At 45.5% G+C, this 17,910-nt stretch carries 16 protein-coding genes; 9 read left to right on the top strand and 7 right to left on the bottom strand.

The window, feature by feature from the left end:
* Nucleotides 1-89 precede the first annotated feature (89 nt).
* The gene (locus ABDW33_RS07415; RefSeq protein WP_343689435.1) at nucleotides 90-968 is read left to right on the top strand and encodes an SMP-30/gluconolactonase/LRE family protein; all 879 of its coding nucleotides are present in this window, start codon (nucleotides 90-92) and stop codon (nucleotides 966-968) included.
* 57 nt (nucleotides 969-1,025) lie between these two features.
* On the opposite strand, the gene fabG is transcribed toward ABDW33_RS07415, so the two are convergent.
* From fabG to lptB, 3 genes are read right to left on the bottom strand one after another with little or no spacing between them, the layout of a single operon-like run.
* Nucleotides 1,026-1,775: a 3-oxoacyl-[acyl-carrier-protein] reductase gene (gene fabG, locus ABDW33_RS07410; protein ID WP_343689434.1), complete on the bottom strand. Its 750-nt coding sequence runs from the start codon at nucleotides 1,773-1,775 to the stop codon at nucleotides 1,026-1,028.
* Nucleotides 1,776-1,803: 28 nt separating this feature from the next.
* Nucleotides 1,804-3,336, bottom strand: a complete 1,533-nt coding sequence (locus tag ABDW33_RS07405) for a GH3 auxin-responsive promoter family protein (RefSeq protein WP_343689433.1) — start codon at nucleotides 3,334-3,336, stop codon at nucleotides 1,804-1,806.
* A gap of 30 nt (nucleotides 3,337-3,366) precedes the next feature.
* A complete protein-coding gene (gene lptB, locus ABDW33_RS07400; RefSeq protein WP_343689432.1) occupies nucleotides 3,367-4,131 on the bottom strand; it encodes an LPS export ABC transporter ATP-binding protein in 765 nt (254 codons plus the stop codon).
* A gap of 188 nt (nucleotides 4,132-4,319) precedes the next feature.
* On the opposite strand from lptB, the gene metF reads away from it, so the two are divergent.
* Nucleotides 4,320-5,273 (top strand): methylenetetrahydrofolate reductase [NAD(P)H], encoded by a 954-nt coding sequence (gene metF / locus ABDW33_RS07395; protein WP_343689431.1) that lies wholly within the window; start codon nucleotides 4,320-4,322, stop codon nucleotides 5,271-5,273.
* Nucleotides 5,274-5,508: 235 nt separating this feature from the next.
* Here the strand turns inward: metF and ABDW33_RS07390 are convergent, their stop codons facing one another.
* The 4 genes from ABDW33_RS07390 to ABDW33_RS07375 all read right to left on the bottom strand — a co-directional run bounded on the left by ABDW33_RS07390 (nucleotide 5,509) and on the right by ABDW33_RS07375 (nucleotide 9,461).
* Nucleotides 5,509-6,204: an outer membrane beta-barrel protein gene (locus ABDW33_RS07390; protein WP_343689430.1), complete on the bottom strand. Its 696-nt coding sequence runs from the start codon at nucleotides 6,202-6,204 to the stop codon at nucleotides 5,509-5,511.
* A gap of 124 nt (nucleotides 6,205-6,328) precedes the next feature.
* Complete coding sequence (locus ABDW33_RS07385) at nucleotides 6,329-6,937, bottom strand: porin family protein (RefSeq protein WP_343689429.1); 609 nt, start codon at nucleotides 6,935-6,937, stop codon at nucleotides 6,329-6,331.
* Between the two features lie 112 nt (nucleotides 6,938-7,049).
* Nucleotides 7,050-7,742 carry a porin family protein gene (locus tag ABDW33_RS07380; protein WP_343689428.1) on the bottom strand — a complete coding sequence of 231 codons (693 nt, stop codon included), beginning with the start codon at nucleotides 7,740-7,742 and terminating at the stop codon, nucleotides 7,050-7,052.
* Between the two features lie 309 nt (nucleotides 7,743-8,051).
* The gene (locus tag ABDW33_RS07375) at nucleotides 8,052-9,461 is read right to left on the bottom strand and encodes a redoxin domain-containing protein (RefSeq protein ID WP_343689427.1); all 1,410 of its coding nucleotides are present in this window, start codon (nucleotides 9,459-9,461) and stop codon (nucleotides 8,052-8,054) included.
* 101 nt (nucleotides 9,462-9,562) lie between these two features.
* Here ABDW33_RS07375 and rlmD point away from each other — a divergent pair, with 101 nt between their 5' ends.
* The 7 genes from rlmD to ABDW33_RS07340 all read left to right on the top strand — a co-directional run bounded on the left by rlmD (nucleotide 9,563) and on the right by ABDW33_RS07340 (nucleotide 17,528).
* Complete coding sequence (gene rlmD, locus ABDW33_RS07370; RefSeq protein ID WP_343689426.1) at nucleotides 9,563-10,969, top strand: 23S rRNA (uracil(1939)-C(5))-methyltransferase RlmD; 1,407 nt, start codon at nucleotides 9,563-9,565, stop codon at nucleotides 10,967-10,969.
* Between the two features lie 24 nt (nucleotides 10,970-10,993).
* Complete coding sequence (locus tag ABDW33_RS07365; protein WP_343689425.1) at nucleotides 10,994-11,827, top strand: rhomboid family intramembrane serine protease; 834 nt, start codon at nucleotides 10,994-10,996, stop codon at nucleotides 11,825-11,827.
* A gap of 36 nt (nucleotides 11,828-11,863) precedes the next feature.
* Nucleotides 11,864-12,610: a rhomboid family intramembrane serine protease gene (locus ABDW33_RS07360; protein ID WP_343689424.1), complete on the top strand. Its 747-nt coding sequence runs from the start codon at nucleotides 11,864-11,866 to the stop codon at nucleotides 12,608-12,610.
* A 93-nt stretch (nucleotides 12,611-12,703) separates the two neighbouring features.
* A complete protein-coding gene (locus tag ABDW33_RS07355; protein ID WP_343689423.1) occupies nucleotides 12,704-13,768 on the top strand; it encodes an endonuclease/exonuclease/phosphatase family protein in 1,065 nt (354 codons plus the stop codon).
* 104 nt (nucleotides 13,769-13,872) lie between these two features.
* Nucleotides 13,873-14,943, top strand: a complete 1,071-nt coding sequence (locus ABDW33_RS07350) for an endonuclease/exonuclease/phosphatase family protein (protein WP_343689422.1) — start codon at nucleotides 13,873-13,875, stop codon at nucleotides 14,941-14,943.
* 75 nt (nucleotides 14,944-15,018) lie between these two features.
* The gene (gene cysS, locus ABDW33_RS07345) at nucleotides 15,019-16,515 is read left to right on the top strand and encodes a cysteine--tRNA ligase (RefSeq protein ID WP_343689421.1); all 1,497 of its coding nucleotides are present in this window, start codon (nucleotides 15,019-15,021) and stop codon (nucleotides 16,513-16,515) included.
* A 29-nt stretch (nucleotides 16,516-16,544) separates the two neighbouring features.
* Complete coding sequence (locus ABDW33_RS07340; RefSeq protein ID WP_343689420.1) at nucleotides 16,545-17,528, top strand: M28 family peptidase; 984 nt, start codon at nucleotides 16,545-16,547, stop codon at nucleotides 17,526-17,528.
* The last annotated feature ends 382 nt before the right edge of the window (nucleotides 17,529-17,910 follow it).

The following is a 17,910-nucleotide window of genomic DNA, read 5'->3' as shown; positions in this document are numbered from 1 at the left end:
TATAATGTTTTGATTCTTATATTTTTAGCTCAATCTTGCAGACCGTGTAAATTTTACTATCTTAAATGTTCAACGTCAATCTTTCTATCATGAAACAACTTGTCTGTCTATTACTGGGTCTCACTGCCACAATACAGCTAAAAAGCCAGGATTTATACAAAACCAGGGATCTTACCAAAGAACAAATGTTCTCCGTGAATATTGAAGGCCCTCATTACGATAAGTCCGGTTATCTCTATGTAGTCAACTTTGGAAAAGATGGTACTATTGGCAGGATAAATACTAAAACCGGCACAGGAGAAGTATTCGTAACACTGCCTGACAGTAGTGTAGGCAATGGTATTCATTATAACAGCAAAGGCCAGATGTTCCTGCCGGATTTCATCAACCACAATATACTCCAGGTAGATCCAAAGACCCGGAAAGTGAGTGTATATGTCCATGATGACAGGTTCAATCAGCCAAATGATCTCTGTATAAACAAGAAGGATCAGATCTATGCATCAGATCCTAACTGGAAACAATCTACCGGCCAGATCTGGCGTATCGATAAAGGAGGTAAAGCCGTACTGCTGGAGCCAGACATGGGTACTACAAACGGCATAGAACTCAGTCCGGATGAAAAAACACTGTATGTGAACGAAAGCGTACAACGTAAGATCTGGAAGTTCGATGTTGACAAAACCGGGAACCTGAGCAACAAAAAGCTCTTCGCTGAAGTACCAGATTTTGGTTTCGATGGTATGAAGTGTGATAAGGCAGGCAACCTTTATGTAGCCCGCTGGGGCAAAGGAGTGATCTGGGTACTCTCTCCCGCCGGCAAAACCATCAGGGAAATCCCTTTGAAAGGAAAGCAATGCAGTAATCTCACCTTCGGTGGCCCGGACGGTAAAACAGTTTTCGTAACCCTGCAGGATCGAAAGTGTGTAGAAACCTTCCGCGTTGCAACACCCGGTAAAAAATATTAAAAATAAAAAGCGGTTGTGCCCGAAAACACAACCGCTTTTCAATTATATACATCCTTATTAGATATTCAAACCACCACAGGCACTGATTGTCTGACCTGTTACATAAGCACTCAGGTTAGAAGCCAGGAACAACGTTACGTTGGCAATATCCTCCGGGCTACCAAAGCGACCCAACGGAATTTTCTCAATATAAGCCTGCGCACCGGTACCTTCCTTCAGGTAATGTGTCATATCAGTTTCCACGAAACCAGGTGCTACCGCGTTTACACGGATGTTACGGCTACCCAGCTCCTGTGCGATAGACTTGGTAAAACCGATAATACCAGCCTTGGAAGCAGCATAACTACTCTGACCGGCATTCCCCTTGATACCAATAATAGAGCTCATATTAATGATGGAACCAGTCCTGGCCTTCATCATTGGGCGAATCACATGTTTAGTCATGTTGTACACGCTCTTCAGGTTGATGTCCATTACATCATCCCACTGATCAGGACTCATACGCAACAGCAGGTTATCTTTTGAAATACCCGCATTATTCACACAAATATCAATAGCGCCGAACTCTTTCAGTACATCGGCGATCAACGTTTCGCATTCCTCGTAAACACCGGCATTGGATTTATAGGCTTTCGCCTTTACTCCCATGCCTTGCAGCTTCTGTTCAAGCGCTTTGGCTTTTTCATCAGAGCTCAGGTAAGTGAAAGCTACATTTGCACCCTCTTCTGCAAATTTGATAGCGATAGCTTCTCCAATACCACGGCTGGCCCCGGTGACGATAGCTACTTTGTTCTCCAGTAATTTCATATATACGTATTAGTTAATGGTTACCCAATTATATCACACCCGTGATACCAGTGAATTTTAAAATTTCTTCGACATGCTGCCGGTCGTTGTTCAACCGGGGTACTTTGTGCTGACCACCCAGTTTCCCTTTGCTCTTCAACCATTCGGTGAAGGTGCCTTTTGGAAGCACATGCAATACAGGCCTGCGCAGCGCCATATCTTTATGGCGCTTGGCTTCATAGTCAGAATTGATAGATTTCAGTGTCTGGTCCAGTACATCGATGAAGTGATCCACGCTATCCGGCATCACATCAAAATCAAGTAACCATTCATGACCTCCCGCTTCTCCTTCGCTAAAATAGATAGGGGCTGCTGTGTAATCATTTACAATAGCACCCGTTTCTTCACATGCTTTGGCTATCGCCTTATCTGAATTCTCGACAATCAGTTCTTCTCCAAATGCATTGATAAATGATTTGGTACGCCCACTCACCTTTACTCGGAACGGAGACAAAGACGTAAACTGCACCGTATCGCCTACCATATAGCGCCATAAGCCGCCATTAGTACTGATTACCAGCGCATAGTTTTTGCCCTGCTCTACTTCATTCAGTTGAAGTGTCTGAGGATTATCTTTTCCTACTTCTTCCATCGGCATGAACTCATAGAAAATACCATGGTTCAGGAACAATAACAGCCCCTCCTGCCCGATCACATCCTGTGCGGCAAAAAAGCCCTCCGATGCATTATAGGTTTCCAGGTAGAACATGTCCGGCTTGCGAATCAGCTTTTTGAACTGCTCACGGTATGGCGTAAAACTTACGCCACCATGCATGTATAGCTCCAGGCTGGGCCAGATGTCTGCCAGGTTATCCTTACCAGTGATCTCAAAAATCCGCTTGATCAATACCATTGTCCAGGTAGGCACTCCAGCTATAGAAGTTACATTCTCATGGATCACCGTATTGGCCATGCGCTCGATCTTCTCTTCCCATTCATCCATAAGGGCAATAGACAGATCCGGCGTGCGGATCATGTTGCCGTAGAATGGCATGTTCTGGAGCATTACGGCACTCAGGTCACCAAAGTAGGAATCACTGTCCGGAGCCAGCTTGTTCACCTGATGGCTACCACCGATAACGAGCGATTTGCCGGTGAGTAACCTGGACTCAGGGTAATTATTATAGTAAAGAGAAAGTACATCACGACCCGCACGATAATGACATTCATCCAGGCTTTCTACAGATACCGGAATGAACTTACTCTTGTCGGCGGTGGTACCGCTGGATTTGGCAAACCATTTTATAGGCGTATTCCACAGAATGTTTTGCTGACCTTCCATGGAACGCTGTATATATGGCTTCAGGGTATCATAATTATGAATAGGTACCCTTTGTTTAAACTCTTCAATCTTGTAGATCTGCGAGAATCCATATTGCTTACCAAACTCAGTATACTGAGCGGCACTTAGTAGGTTTTGAAATACCTGCTGCTGCACCTGCAGGGGATATTGCATAAAATACTCTATGCGCCCCATGCGCAAACGCGCCAGTTGTGATATTGCAGGACTTAATATTCTCATAATAGGATGGTAGGAACGGAGTAGTTGTAGTTATTTCTGTCTAGCTGCTTCGTCCAGGTAATTTTTACGACGTAAAATAAAATTCTGTCCAAGATACACTTTCCTAACCTGTTCATCTGCAGCTAGTTCTTCGGCTGATCCGGCTTTCAGTATTTTCCCCTCAAACAGCAGATAAGCACGGTCAGTGATAGACAGTGTTTCCTGCACATTGTGGTCAGTGATCAGGATGCCGATATTCTTATATTTAAGGCGGGCAACGATAGATTGGATGTCCTCTACAGCAATAGGGTCAATACCTGCAAATGGTTCATCCAGTAGTATAAATTTAGGATCCACAGCCAGTGCACGGGCAATCTCTGTACGCCTGCGCTCACCACCGCTCAGTACATCGCCGGGGCTTTTGCGCACATGGGTCAGGCGAAACTCCTCCAGCAGGCTCTCCAGTTTCTCTTTCTGTTCAGCTTTCTTGAGGTTAGTCATCTCCAATACCGCAGAAATATTGTCTTCCACGCTCAACTTACGGAATACAGATGCCTCCTGGGGAAGGTAACCGATCCCCATCTTAGCCCTTTTGTACATGGGCAGCTTGGTGATGTTTACTTGGTCCAGAAATACCTGCCCTTCATCCGGCTTGATCAGCCCCACTACCATGTAAAATGTGGTTGTTTTACCGGCACCATTCGGGCCCAGCAATCCAACGATCTCTCCCTGAGTTACCTCTACAGAAACTTGATTCGCTACAGTTCTTTGACCATAACGCTTTACCAGCTTATCTGTATGTATTTTTAATGCCATATGTTGAAACTTAGCAAAAATAAGCATTTACTTTAGCTTTCAATGCCGGGTAATTCCTGCTCGTGCTTTTATCTACAAATCCGACACAAAGGTTTGTAAATATTCGGACTATTCGAGAATTATTAGACGATAATTCTAAGAGAAGCATTATTTTTGTCCGGCTTCATATATTAATAAGCCCATTTGCTATGAAAGTAACAGAACATATCGCACAGGCAAAGGATACGCTGATCTCTTTCGAAATTCTCCCCCCGCTGAAAGGAAAGAGCATAGAGTCGATCTATGATCATCTGGACCCCCTGATGACATTTAAACCAGCATTTATTAATGTTACCTATCACAGAAGTGAGCACATGTTCAAAAAAAGGTCAGACGGCACCTTCGAAAAGGTGGAAATACGTAAAAGACCCGGCACCGTAGCCATCTGTGCTGCCGTAATGAACCATTATAATGTAGACGCTGTACCTCACCTGATCTGTGGCGGATTCAGCCGCGAAGAAACCGAAAATGCCCTCATTGACCTCAACTTCCTTGGGGTAGACAATGTACTGGTACTACGGGGGGATGCTCCTAAAAATGAGCCGTCCTTCGAACCTGAACCTCATGGACACCGCTATGCCGAAGAACTACTGCACCAGGTTGTCAATATGAACAATGGTATGTACCTGGAAGAAGACCTGCAGGGTGGGGTGAAAACCAAATTCTGTATCGGCGTGGCCGGCTATCCGGAAAAACACTTCGAGGCCCCGAACCTCGCAACCGATATGAGTTATCTGAAACGTAAAGTGGAGAACGGCGCCGATTATATCATTACCCAGATGTTCTTTGACAACCAGAAATTCTTCGACTTTGTCAAAAAGTGCCGGGAAATGGGCATTACTGTCCCCATCATCCCCGGACTGAAACCAATGACCACCCGTAAGCAGTTAACAGTACTGCCCAGGGCCTTCCATGTAGATATTCCGAACGACCTGGCCACAGAAATACTGAGGTGTAAAACAGATAAAGATGTAGAACTGGTAGGAACCGAGTGGCTCATTCAGCAGTCCAGAGAACTGAAGGAATTCGGAGTGCCGGTATTACACTACTATACACTGGGCAAGCCGGAAGTGATCAGAAAAGTAGTAGAAGCTGTAGTATAACCACTATAACACCTTATATAACAACCCGCTTTCCCCACAGGTGAAGGCGGGTTGTTCTTTTAAAATAAGAATGCCATTACGTGGAAACGTAGTGGCATGTCCGAATAACTGTCACACTTTTTGTTTTATCCTATGTAAGACGCAGGTTATGAGCCATACCCCTACTCGCCATAAAAAAAAGGCGTACCCTGCCCGGATACGCCTTCTGTTCCTATTGGAATAATAACGATGTCCGTTAATAATCTTCCCTGCTAAACATTATTCCCAGGGAAACTCCTACGCTGTAATTGCGTATGGTACTGTTGCCGGACAGATCCAGGTTACGGATGCCCCTGCTATAGTGCACCCCCGCCATCATGAGGTTATTAAACTCAATCCCAAGTACTGCCTGTCCTCCCACATCCCAGCGATTCAGCCGGGTGCCGGGATAAATACCCTTGTTCACATCTCTGCTGAATCCCACACTATAATCTGTGGTACTGACCACATTTCCACCATTATAAACCTGCATCCGGTTATTTCCGTTCAGACCATAAGCCGCATAGGGCCCCGCTCCTATTGTGATCCGGCCAAATGACACAGGTACCTTATAAGTGAGGCAAACCGGAATTTCCAGGTAACGTACTTCCAGCCGGCGGGTAAATTCTCCGTCGTCACCCGCTGTCAGGTTTGCACCCTTGGTGATATATCGTACACCCGGTACCACATACAGTCCTTGTACCAGGGGAACATGTAACAATAAATCAGCATTAAATCTGGTGAGTGGACGATTACCTTCGGCAGAATGCCCGGCTGGGTCACTGAACTGCATCCAGGATTGATTGAGGCCTACATTGACACTAAAACTAACCTGCGCCCTGGATTGATCAGGGAACAGGAACATGCTTAGTAGGGATAATAAAATGATACGAGGAATGGATTGCTCAAACATATAGGGGTTTGTAGCAACTAAGATAATAAATCTGTGGCAATTGTTGTATTAATCCACGGTTAACAAGCAACAGGGCTGACCTCCGGGGAAGGAGATCAGCCCTGTCATAAAATATTGCTTGCCATTAAAATTTATATCCTACCGAAACACCGAAGGAAGTATTCTTCCAGCTCCTGCCATTGTCAGTGTTGTCATATGCATTTACCAGGCCTAAGTCTGCATTCAGACCCAGATACAAGCCTACAGGCAGTTCATAGCCAGCTACGATACCCAGACCGGCATCGAACCTTTTCAGCTTACCTGTACCCGCTTCATCATCAAAAGCCTTGGTAGTCACCTCAACATTATTGACAGTAGCTTTGTACTTACCTCCTACTCCGTAGGCAAAGTATGGACCTACACCAAGGTTTAGCTTTCCGGTACCAACTTCTGGTTTAAACAGGAAATTTACCGGCAACTGCAAATAAGATAAGTTCACTTTAACAGGGGACTCTTTCCCGCCTCTGCCAGAGTACAGCAAACCAGTACCGATATAAAATTCGTCAGCCAGCGGAACGTCTACAGTGATACCAGCCCTCAGATTGGTAGTGAGATCACTTGTTTTTTTGCTGACATTATCAGCTTTTGTTGTAAAACTTGAAAACTGAGGACCTGCAATAATGCCCCATTTTGTCTGCCCGAAAGATACACCGGCTATCAAAAGCCCGGCTACTGCTAAGAGTACTTTTTTCATATAGGAGAATTTATCAGTATAGCATCCTACAGGCGTTGTTGGATGCTATACATGTTCATAGCTGTTGTTTTAATTACAGACGTTGCCTGCTTACGCCCGGTTGTTAAAGATATTAGAACAGGTAACCTACGTTTACACTAAACACACGGTTTTTGTTCTTTTCATTGCTACCGTCGTTTCCGCCAGAATTGATCTTGTTAAAACCAAGTCCATACTGTGCAGAAATAAGGAAATTACTGATCTCCGCACCTACCTGCACGTTACCACCCCAGTCAAAACGTTTGTACTTGTTATAACCCTGGTTAGGATCGTCATTATTGAACGGGGTATCATCATCCCATTTGATGTTGGATTCTGTAGTAGTCGTCACACCACCTACAGTTGTGTAAGCTTTGTTCTTACCAGCCACACCAAAAGCGAAGTACGGACCAACACCCGCAAAGAGACTTGCACCCGGACCAACAGGCAACTTACCAATGAAGTTCAGTGGAACTTCGATATAAGATGGAGTAGTAGTGTACTTGTACTGTACCGCATCACTGCTGCTACTTGATTTCAATTTGGCACCCTTGGTTGTGTAGAATACACCCGGCTGGAAAGACAGTATCTTTGGTACTAACGGCATATCTGCGATAACACCGATATTAAAACCTGATAGTGATTTGTCTTTGTCAACACTACCACTATTGTCAACCGTAATACTTGAAAGGTTCCATCCACCTTTTACACCTACACGTACCTGTGCCATAGCGCTTGCTGAAAAAATTGCAAGGGTCGCAAACGAAAGGATCATCTTCTTTGTCATAACCTAGAATGTTTTATTACGACTACATTGCCAAAGACTATGCCAAAGCAGAAAACAGCAAACACATGCTCCTGATAATAAAAGAGTTACAACATTAATTATATAGTCATTTAATATTTGCTCTCATTTTCACGGTTACTCAGTTTTTAAATTGATTCACAGTGTACCTGTAAAAAATCCCGTGTATCTTTTGCTGCATGTGCTGGCAAGCGATACACGGGACGATACATGTATTGAGGGAATAAATAACTACTCATTTAATAGTGTGTGCGTACAACATGTACGTTCTGTTACACAGTCGTGGAAACCTTACTTCTTTGCAGTCTTTCCTTTATTGTCTGACCGCTCAATGAATTCACTCAACTGCTCCACGCCTAATCTTTTTGCAACAATCTTTTTCTTCTCATCCAGCAGGTAAACTACCGGTGTGCTATATACGTCGTATAGGCGCCTGTAGTTAGATTGTGCATCAGGATCCCAGGCATGGATCCAGCCGTTCAGATGGTTGTCATGTATAAATTGTTCCCACTGTTCCTTCGTACCTTCTGTTTTGAATCCAATCATCGTCACACCCTTATTCTTCCAGCTGGCATTGTACGCTGAATCCAGTTTGGGTATTTCTATCTTACAATGCCCACAGGTAGGATCCCAGAACACCAACACGGTAAATTTACCCTTGGTTGTGTACAACGAAACAGGTTTTAGTGCACTATCCTTCACTTCCAGTGGTGGCGCCTGTTGTCCGATCAGGTTAGGTGCGATAGAATAGGCGCGTGAAATGACCTTATTCAGCTGTTCCTCATTCAGCCAGTATGCGTCGCCCGCTACATAATACTTCTCCACAAGGTGTACAAACACAGCATCCATACCCATATAAGGAGAGGTTTCGTAGGTTGAAGTCAGCCACCACACCACAAACTTAAAATTCTCTTTATCCTTGCGTGTTTTTTCGATCAGTTCATCTGCTGCTACATTGATGGAATCCGGATCCATGGGCACCAGCTGGGTAAAGTACCTGCTCAGTTTATCTTCCAGTACCGGTGTACGGGCCAGTCGTCCATCACTGAGGTTTGTATTATCCCAGTAGTGACTTCTGAAATAGCGGTAACCAAAAGTAGAATCCGCATCTGCAGGCTTAGGCGGCACTTCCGGATCTTTCATCATTTTGAAGATACTGGTGAGCAGACTTTGCGGATTTTGGGCAATCACATCATTTCTGTAAGCCTGTAGTTTTTTGCCCAGTTCTGCCTGTACCTGCCTGGCACTGGCGGTATCCGCGGCAGTATGCTTTGCCAGCAGGGCCTGCGCCTCCTTATTCAGGTTAGCTACATCCCTGGAAAGAAACTTATTATACGCTACGAATAGTTCGTTTTCCGGAGAGTTTTTATAAACAATTTTATTGATCAGATCTGAGGTATCCGCAGAAACAGAGAAGTTTTCCTGCTTGCTGTCCAGGAGCATTTCAAAATACCGGGTTTTACCGGGGAATACGACCAGGTAAATACCGCCTGGTAAAGCTTCCTTTCCCTGAAGTACAGCTACCCCCTGGTCATTCAGCATGGCGGAATCCGCCATATATGTCTTTTTACCCATATACTGGGCCAGGTACATCATACCACCTTTGTACTGTTTCAGCTGTACTGTGATCTTGTAGCCATTCTGCGCCTGTAACTGCATTGCAGAGCAAACAAACGCCAGTATTATCATAAGTTTATGCATAGGACATCGGTTGATGTAAATGTAGCCAAGAATTAGGAATTTGAAAAATACGTCCCCGCTACACCCCCACATTACTCTATGAAAATCCTACCTTTGCACCCGTGAGGAAAAAAAATGTAATTCTGGAAAAAGTTCCCGTGAGCGCATATGCTGCTGAAGGGAAAGCACTGGCCCGTATTGATGGCAAAGTGATCTTCATTGAAGGAGGTGTGGTACCCGGTGATGTCGTTGATGTTCGCCTGGGAAAAAGCAAGAAAGACTGGGCCGAAGGCCGCGCCATCCGCTTTCATAGCTATGCAGCTGACCGCGTGACCCCGTTTTGTGAACACTTTGGCACCTGTGGTGGCTGCAAGTGGCAAATGCTCCCTTATGACAAACAACTTGCCTATAAGCAACAGCAGGTGACTGACAACCTGACCCGGATAGGTAAACTGGAACTTCCTGACATGCAGCCCATCCTCGGCTCAAAGCATGTTACACACTACCGCAACAAACTGGAATTCACATTCAGCAACAAAGCCTGGATGCCTGCTGAAGCCATTGCTGAAGACGGTACCATTCCAAGGCAGAATGCCCTCGGTTTTCACGTACCTAAGCTCTTCGATAAGGTGCTTGACATTAACACCTGCTATCTGGAAGCAGAACCCGTGAATGCCATTCGTAATACCATCAGGGCTTACGCACTCGAACATGAACTTTCTTTCTACGATATCCGTGCCCAGGTAGGCTGGCTGCGTAACCTGGTGGTACGCATCCTCACCACAGGCGAAGTCATGGTCAACCTCGTGATCCAACACGAAAATAAAAAAGACCGCGAAGCCCTGCTGGATCACCTGCTGGCAACCGTACCCGGTATTACCACAGTTCTCTACACCATCAACCCCAAGTTGAACGACAGCATCTTCGACCTGGAGCCTAAAGTGTATTTTGGCAAAGGATACGCAGAGGAAAAATTGGAAGATTTTACCTTTAAGATCGGCCCGAAATCATTTTTCCAGACCAATACTTACCAGGGAGAAGCACTCTACCAGGTAACAAGAGAATTTGCCGGATTAACGGGAACAGAAATTGTTTATGATTTATATTGTGGAACTGGCAGTATTGGTATTTTTGTATCCAGACAGGCAGGAAAAGTGGTGGGTATCGAACTGATTAAAGAGGCGATAGATGATGCGAAAGAAAATGCAGCCCGCAATGGCGTAAACAATGCTCAATTCTTCGCTGGCGACGTAGTAGACATATGTAACGATGCATTTTTTGCCCAACATGGGCAACCAGATGTGATCATTACTGACCCTCCTCGGGCTGGTATGCACGAAAAACTGGTGAACAAACTACTCGAAATCGCAGCCCCCCGTATAGTATATGTCAGCTGTAACCCGGCTACCCAGGCCAGAGACCTGGCGCTGCTGGACCAGATGTATGCGGTAAAAAAGATCCAGCCAGTAGACATGTTCCCTCATACACATCACATTGAGAACGTGGTATTGTTAGAAAAAAGGAATTAGTAATAATCAGAACCGGAAATCATAATGAGTGAGTTTAGGCCCCGCGGATTCAACATATTACCATTAGTGATCAAAAACTTATTGATCATCAATGGCTTAGTGTTTCTCGCACAGCTAAAATTTGGAGAGGTAACATTATTCGATGACCCGAATTTTGTTCCAGGTCATTTCCTGTCGGATCTTTTTGCCCTGCACTATTGGGGCTCTCCCCTTTTTAAACCACATCAGCTGATCACTCACCTGTTCATGCATGGCTCGCTGGTGCACATATTCTTCAATATGCTCACCCTGTGGATGTTTGGGTCAACCCTCGAAAATATGTGGGGGGCCAAGCGCTTCATCATGTTCTACCTGATCTGTGGCCTCGGTGCAGCACTTTGCCATATGGGCGTGCTCACCTATGAGAATATGCGCCTGAATGCTGAGATCAATAATTATATTAACGATCCAAGCCTGGCCCATTTCAATGCCCTGAATGCCCATTACGATCTCGTCAATTCATCCAATCAGCAATTATTCTACCCGGATAACCAGATTAAAATAGAATACGGGAAGGTCTTTCTCCGCAATTACCAGATTGCCTACCGCGACGCCGCTACCCTTGGCGCTTCCGGTGCAGTGTATGGACTGCTCTTTGCCTTCGGCTACCTGTTCCCGAACAGCCTGATATACATTTACTTCCTCGTTCCACTCAAGGCCAAATACGTCGTTGCCGCCATGATCCTGATGGAACTCGTATCAGGCCTCCGCAATTCAGCAGGCGATAATGTTGCGCATTTCGCCCACCTGGGAGGGGTACTGTTCAGCTACCTGCTGCTCCGAACGTGGAACAAGAGGAACCGGCGAAATTTTTACTAAATGTAATCGTACCTTTGAACCCTAAAGTTTAGGTCAATGGACGTAGTCGAAAAAGGAGAACCGATGCCAATCCTCTCTCTGGGAGAAGGGAAAAACATGGTCACCCAGTTGGTACTGGTTAATCTGACAGTATTTATCCTGCTATTTTTTACACAAGTAGTTTATAATATTGAAGGCAATTCCACCATCCGGTTCAACCTGGATGTAATGAATAATGTCATCCTCCCCGCCAGCTTCAGCAGGCTTGCCCGCATGCCCTGGACATTTATCACCTCCCTCTTTGTAAACGAAGGCGTCTGGATGGTATTTGGTAACATGATCTGGCTGTGGGCATTTGGCTCCCTTTTACAACGCAAAGCAGGAGCCGGCGTTATCCTTCCGTTGTATCTTTTTGGTGGTATGGCAGGCAACCTTCTTTACATGTTGGGTATGCAATTCATACCAGCATTCCATGCTACACAATTCTTCGCCTCCTATTGCGGCTCCTCAGCCTGTGTAATGTCCCTTGCTGTCGCTTCGCTGCTGGTGGCTCCAAATGTGCGCATTTTCCAGCAACTCAGCGGTGGTATACCTATGTGGATTGTAACCATTCTGTACCTGGTCATGTCAGTTTCCGGACACCTGTTCTCTCACCATGACCTCACTGCGCTGCCAGCATTAACAGGCGGCGCCCTGGTGGGATACCTTTTCATGAACGCCTGGAAGAAAGGCAATGACTGGGGAGCTGGACTCAACAAGGTTTTGTACAAAGTAACTCACCTCTTCCATCCGAAGGAAAAATAATGAGGTAACTGATATTTGAAAACGCTTCTGTCAATGACAGAAGCGTTTTTGCTTTATAGAGTATTTCATTACTTTTATAGAAACCCCTGTACCGTGTCAAAATCTTTCATCGCCACAAGCATTGTCACATTATCCCTGATCCTCTCCAGCTGGCTCCCTTACCTCAGTCCCGGTAAATGGTGGCTGAGTGGCTTCGCAGGATTGTTCTTTCCCATCATACTGGTTATTAACCTGATTTTTCTGGCTTATTGGCTGTTTAGAAAGAAACCCTACTGGGGCCTTTCTCTCGCTGGCATCCTGCTCTCCTCCCGTGCCCTGTTAGTCACCTTTGGCCATCATCCCGGGGGCAACAAAGCCACACCCCAAACCGGTCATTTTACCATCATGACCTTCAACAGCAGTAGCATGGGATTGAAGCGATATGAAGAAGACACCGATCTCAAACAATCTATTTATACAACCCTGCTATCAGCATCTCCGGATATTCTCTGCATTCAGGAATTCTATACCAACAGCGGCCCTGACCATACAGATCACCTGGGCGCTATTCAGGAAAAACTCCATTACCCTTATCAATATTTTACCTGCGATAAAACGCGTTGGAACACCTGGAAATACGGCATCGTGCTATTCTCAAAATACCCCATCATATCTGCCTGCCACATTCCCAGCGGACACAGTGATGTAGGTAGTGGCAGCAGCATTCTGCAGGCTGATATAAAAATAAATGAACATATCATTCGTGTCTTTACCGCACAACTGCAATCTTACATGTTTCGACGTAAGGATTACGCCGCTCTACAAGGCGAAACAACGCAGGCCAAAGGCCTCATCAGCAGAATGAAGCACACCTTCGGCAAGCGGGCTGCACAGGCAGAACAGCTGGCTGCACTCATCAAAGAAAGTCCTTATCCCACTATTGTGTGTGGTGATTTCAACGACACACCTGTGTCATATACCTACAATACCATTGCCCCAGGGCTAAAAGACGCATTCCTTGAACAGGGCTGGGGCATCGGAAGAACACTGTCATTTCTTGCTCCTACCCTTCGAATTGACTATATACTTACACAATCACCTTTTCATATCAACGGTTTCAGCTCCTTTCCACACAAGGGTTTTGAACATTTTCCAATAATGGCAAGCTTATCACTATAACAAAGTTGATCGTTTCAATTATCTTTATTCGTAAAAGCGATTAGGAGTTGAGATTTCTGCGGTTATTTACAAAAGGTTTTTTTCTAACGGTCAACATCATTATCATGCTATTCTTCCTGGTAGCATGCCTGGCTCCTTTTGTTTCTCCCGTGCAGTGGTGGCCGATCAGCTTCTTTACTTTATTGTTCCCAATACTACTGCTGGCCTTAATTCTCTTTTTTATCTGCTGGCTCCTGTTCGATTATAAATATTGCCTGCTGTCCCTGCTGTCGATCGTAATCGGATGGAAGTCCATCTCGGCTTTCATTGCCTTCAACTTTCCTTCTGCCGGAAAGCAGCTTGTCGCTCCCGAAGGTAGCCTCAATGTTATGAGCTATAACGTAGCGCAGTTTGGACTATACAGGGAGAAAGACAGTAAGTACACCCGACAGGCCATGTTTGCCCTGATCAAAAAACAGGCACTGGATGTGGTATGCTTTCAGGATTTCTATACCTCAGAAAAGAAAAATGACTTCAATAACAGGGAAGATATTTCCCACGAAATGCACCTGCCCTATCGCTACTTTTCCAGCGATTTTAACCGGGGAGGTATGCAGCACTGGGGATCTATCATTTACTCCCGTTACCCGATTATCAAGTCCGATAAGATCAAGATGTCTACGGGTCCCCGCAGCGAAAGCCTGATCTATGCAGACATTGTGAAGGATGGCGATACGATTCGAATTATCAATATGCACCTGGCCTCCTATCGGTTTGATCAGCGGGATTACCATAACATTCAAAAGATCAAAAACCAGCAGGACAGCGGTTTGGTAGCCACCCGCAACATCATTGAGAAGATGAAGGATGCCTATGTAGGGCGTGCCCGCCAGGCCATAGTAGTGGCAGATTTTATCAAAACCAGTCCCTACCGCACCATCGTTTGCGGAGACTTCAATGATACACCTGCCTCTTATACCTATTTTACCATCCGCGGCTCCTTACAGGACGCTTTCCTCCAGAAAGGGAGTGGTATTGGCCGTACCTTTGCCGGATTGGCACCCACCCTGCGGATCGATTATATTTTCTACGATAAATCAATGGAAATCAATTCTTACCGCAAGATAAATTCTGACCTCTCGGACCATTATCCCGTTATCGCCAATTTTTCCCTGCATGCAACCCATGCAAAATAATTTGGATGACTGGTGCCGGGGACTATCATTTCCCTGACGAAACAATAACTATCTTTGCAATCCGAATTAAACGATATGTCTGAGCTTAAAGTTTACAACTCGCTGAAGCGAGAAAAGGAAGTATTCACCCCATTGTATCCTGGTCATGTTGGTATGTATGTGTGTGGTCCGACCGTATCAGGAGAGTCCCACCTGGGACATGCCCGCCCTTACATTACCTTCGACGTGGTATACAGATACCTTCAATATCTTGGCTACAAAGTCCGTTATGTGAGGAATATTACCGATGCCGGTCACTTCGAAGAAGAAGGTCGCGAAGCCGAAGATAAGATCAGCAAAAAGGCACAGCTGGAAAAGCTGGAGCCGATGGAGCTGGTACAAAAATATACGAACCTGTTCCACTGGGCATTCCGTGAATTCAACACCCTGGAACCAAGTATAGAACCTACTGCAACCGGTCATATCATTGAACAGATAGAAATGATCAAAACCATCATGGACAAAGGCTACGCCTACGAAGTGAATGGTTCTGTATACTTTGATGTCAAGAAGTATGCGGCTTCTCACGACTACGGTATCCTCAGTGGTCGCGTACTCGAAGACATGCTGGAGACGACGCGCGAGCTGGAAAATCAGGACGAGAAGCGCAATAAGGTAGACTTTGCCTTGTGGAAGAACGCACCACCCGAACACCTGATGCGTTGGCCTAGCCCATGGGGAGAAGGCTTTCCCGGCTGGCACATTGAATGTTCTGCGATGAGCAGCAAGTATCTGGGTACGCAGTTCGATATCCACGGTGGTGGTATGGACCTGCAGTTCCCTCACCATGAGTGTGAAATTGCTCAGAGCGAAATCGCACATGGAGAGCTGATGGCCCGCTACTGGATGCACAACAATATGATTACTATAGACGGTCGTAAAATGGGAAAGGCGTATAACAACACTATCCGCCTCACAGAACTGTTCTCTGGCGATAATTACCAGTTGGAGAAACCGTACAGTCCTATGACCGTTCGCTTCTTCATATTACAAACACACTATCGCAGTACACTCGATTTTTCCAACGAAGCTTTACAGGCAGCCGAAAAAGGCTTGCAACGCCTGTGGAGTGCATACGATGTGTTGCAGAAGCTGGAATATACCAAAACTGATGGTGACCTGAATAAAGACCTCGATAAACAGGTGCGTACCTGGTGCGAAGAATGCCAGGACTTCATGAATGATGATATCAATACAGCTAAAGTGCTGGCCAACCTGTTCGAGATTACCCCTGTGATCAATTCTCTAAAGGGTGGACAGATTAAAATGTATGAACTCAGTGAAGACACTTTCCTGCTGATCAAAAAGACCTGGAAAACCTGGTTGATCGACATCCTTGGACTTGAGCCGGAGAACCTGGCAACAGACAACAATACACTGGATGGCGTAATGCAGCTGATTATCGAAATGCGTAAAGAAGCAAAGAGCCGTAAAGACTATGCTACTTCAGACCGGATCCGTAACCAGTTGCTGGCAGCGGGTATTCAGTTAAAAGACGAAAAGGATGGCAGCGTGAGCTATACTATCCAGTAAGATTGATCATTTAAATGTTCTTGTTTCATATGCGTAAATTGATTGGCATTTTAACAGGTATTGCCTTTTGTGCAGCTGCCTGTCATTCGGATACCAAACCGGCCCAGACAACTGATACCACTGCTACATCTAAGCAGGCTAACGTGAATGTTCCAGTATTTAACGCTGATAGCGCTTACGTATATACTGAAAAACAGGTTTCCTTTGGTCCCCGCATTCCTGCTACACCTGCACAAAATACCTGTGCTGAGTGGCTGATCGCGCAATTCAAACCACTGGCAGATACCCTTTATATTCAGCGTACCAATGTAACTGTTCCGGGTGGTAAATCTGTTCCATGTATCAACGTGATCGCTACTTTCAACCCGGATGCAGCGCAGCGTATCCTGCTACTCACACACTGGGATACCAGGCCTCATGCAGATCAGGATGCATTTGATAAAACAAAACAGTTTGACGGTGCTGATGATGGTGCGAGTGGGGTTGGTGTATTGCTGGAAGTAGCCCGTCAGCTGCACGCACAGCATCCTGCAGCGGGTATCGATATCCTGCTGGAAGATGTGGAAGACAGCGGTGTAAGTGAAGATGAAAATAGTTACTGCCTGGGTACGCAGTATTGGGCCCGGAATCCACATGTAAAAGGCTATAAAGCGAACTATGGTATTCTGCTGGATATGGTAGGTGGCCGTGGCTCACAGTTCTTTATGGAAGCAGGCTCCCAGCAGTATGCTTATGGACCAATGAAGATGTTCTGGGATGTGGCCAACAGGCTAGGCTACTCTGATTACTTCCGCTATGAGAATACAGGAGCTGCTATCACTGATGACCATGTGTATATCAATACAATTGCGATGATTCCTACCTTTGATATTATTGCCATGCAGCAGAATGGCAATTTTGCGCCTCACTGGCATACGACAAACGATAATATGCAGGTGATTGATAAAAGAACTTTGCAGGTCGTTGGACAAACATTGCTGGAAGTGATCTACAAACAGCCATTTGAATATTAGTCTTCAGAAACTTTTTATAGACAACGCTTCTACCCAAAAGGTGGAAGCGTTTTTTTTATGCTAAATCGCCCCCTCACCACAAGACCCGCGCACTCCCAAATACTCTTTCTTCCCAAACGATCGCATCCCCAAATACTCCTCATAAATCGATCGTTTCCCAAATACTCTCTTCTCCCAAACAATTATTTCCCCAATACTCCCTCTTCTTAAAAGATCGCTTCCCAAATACTCTCTCCTCCCAAACAATTATTTCCCTAATACTCCCTCTTCTTAAAACGATCGCTTCCAAATACTCTCTCCTCCCCAACGATTATTTCCCCAACACTCCCTCCTCTTAAAACGATCGCTTCCTGAAATACCCACTCCCGAAAAATACCCGCTT

Source organism: Chitinophaga sp. (assembly GCF_039596155.1).
Lineage (GTDB): Bacteria > Bacteroidota > Bacteroidia > Chitinophagales > Chitinophagaceae > Chitinophaga.
This window is presented reverse-complemented; position numbering and strand designations above follow the sequence as displayed.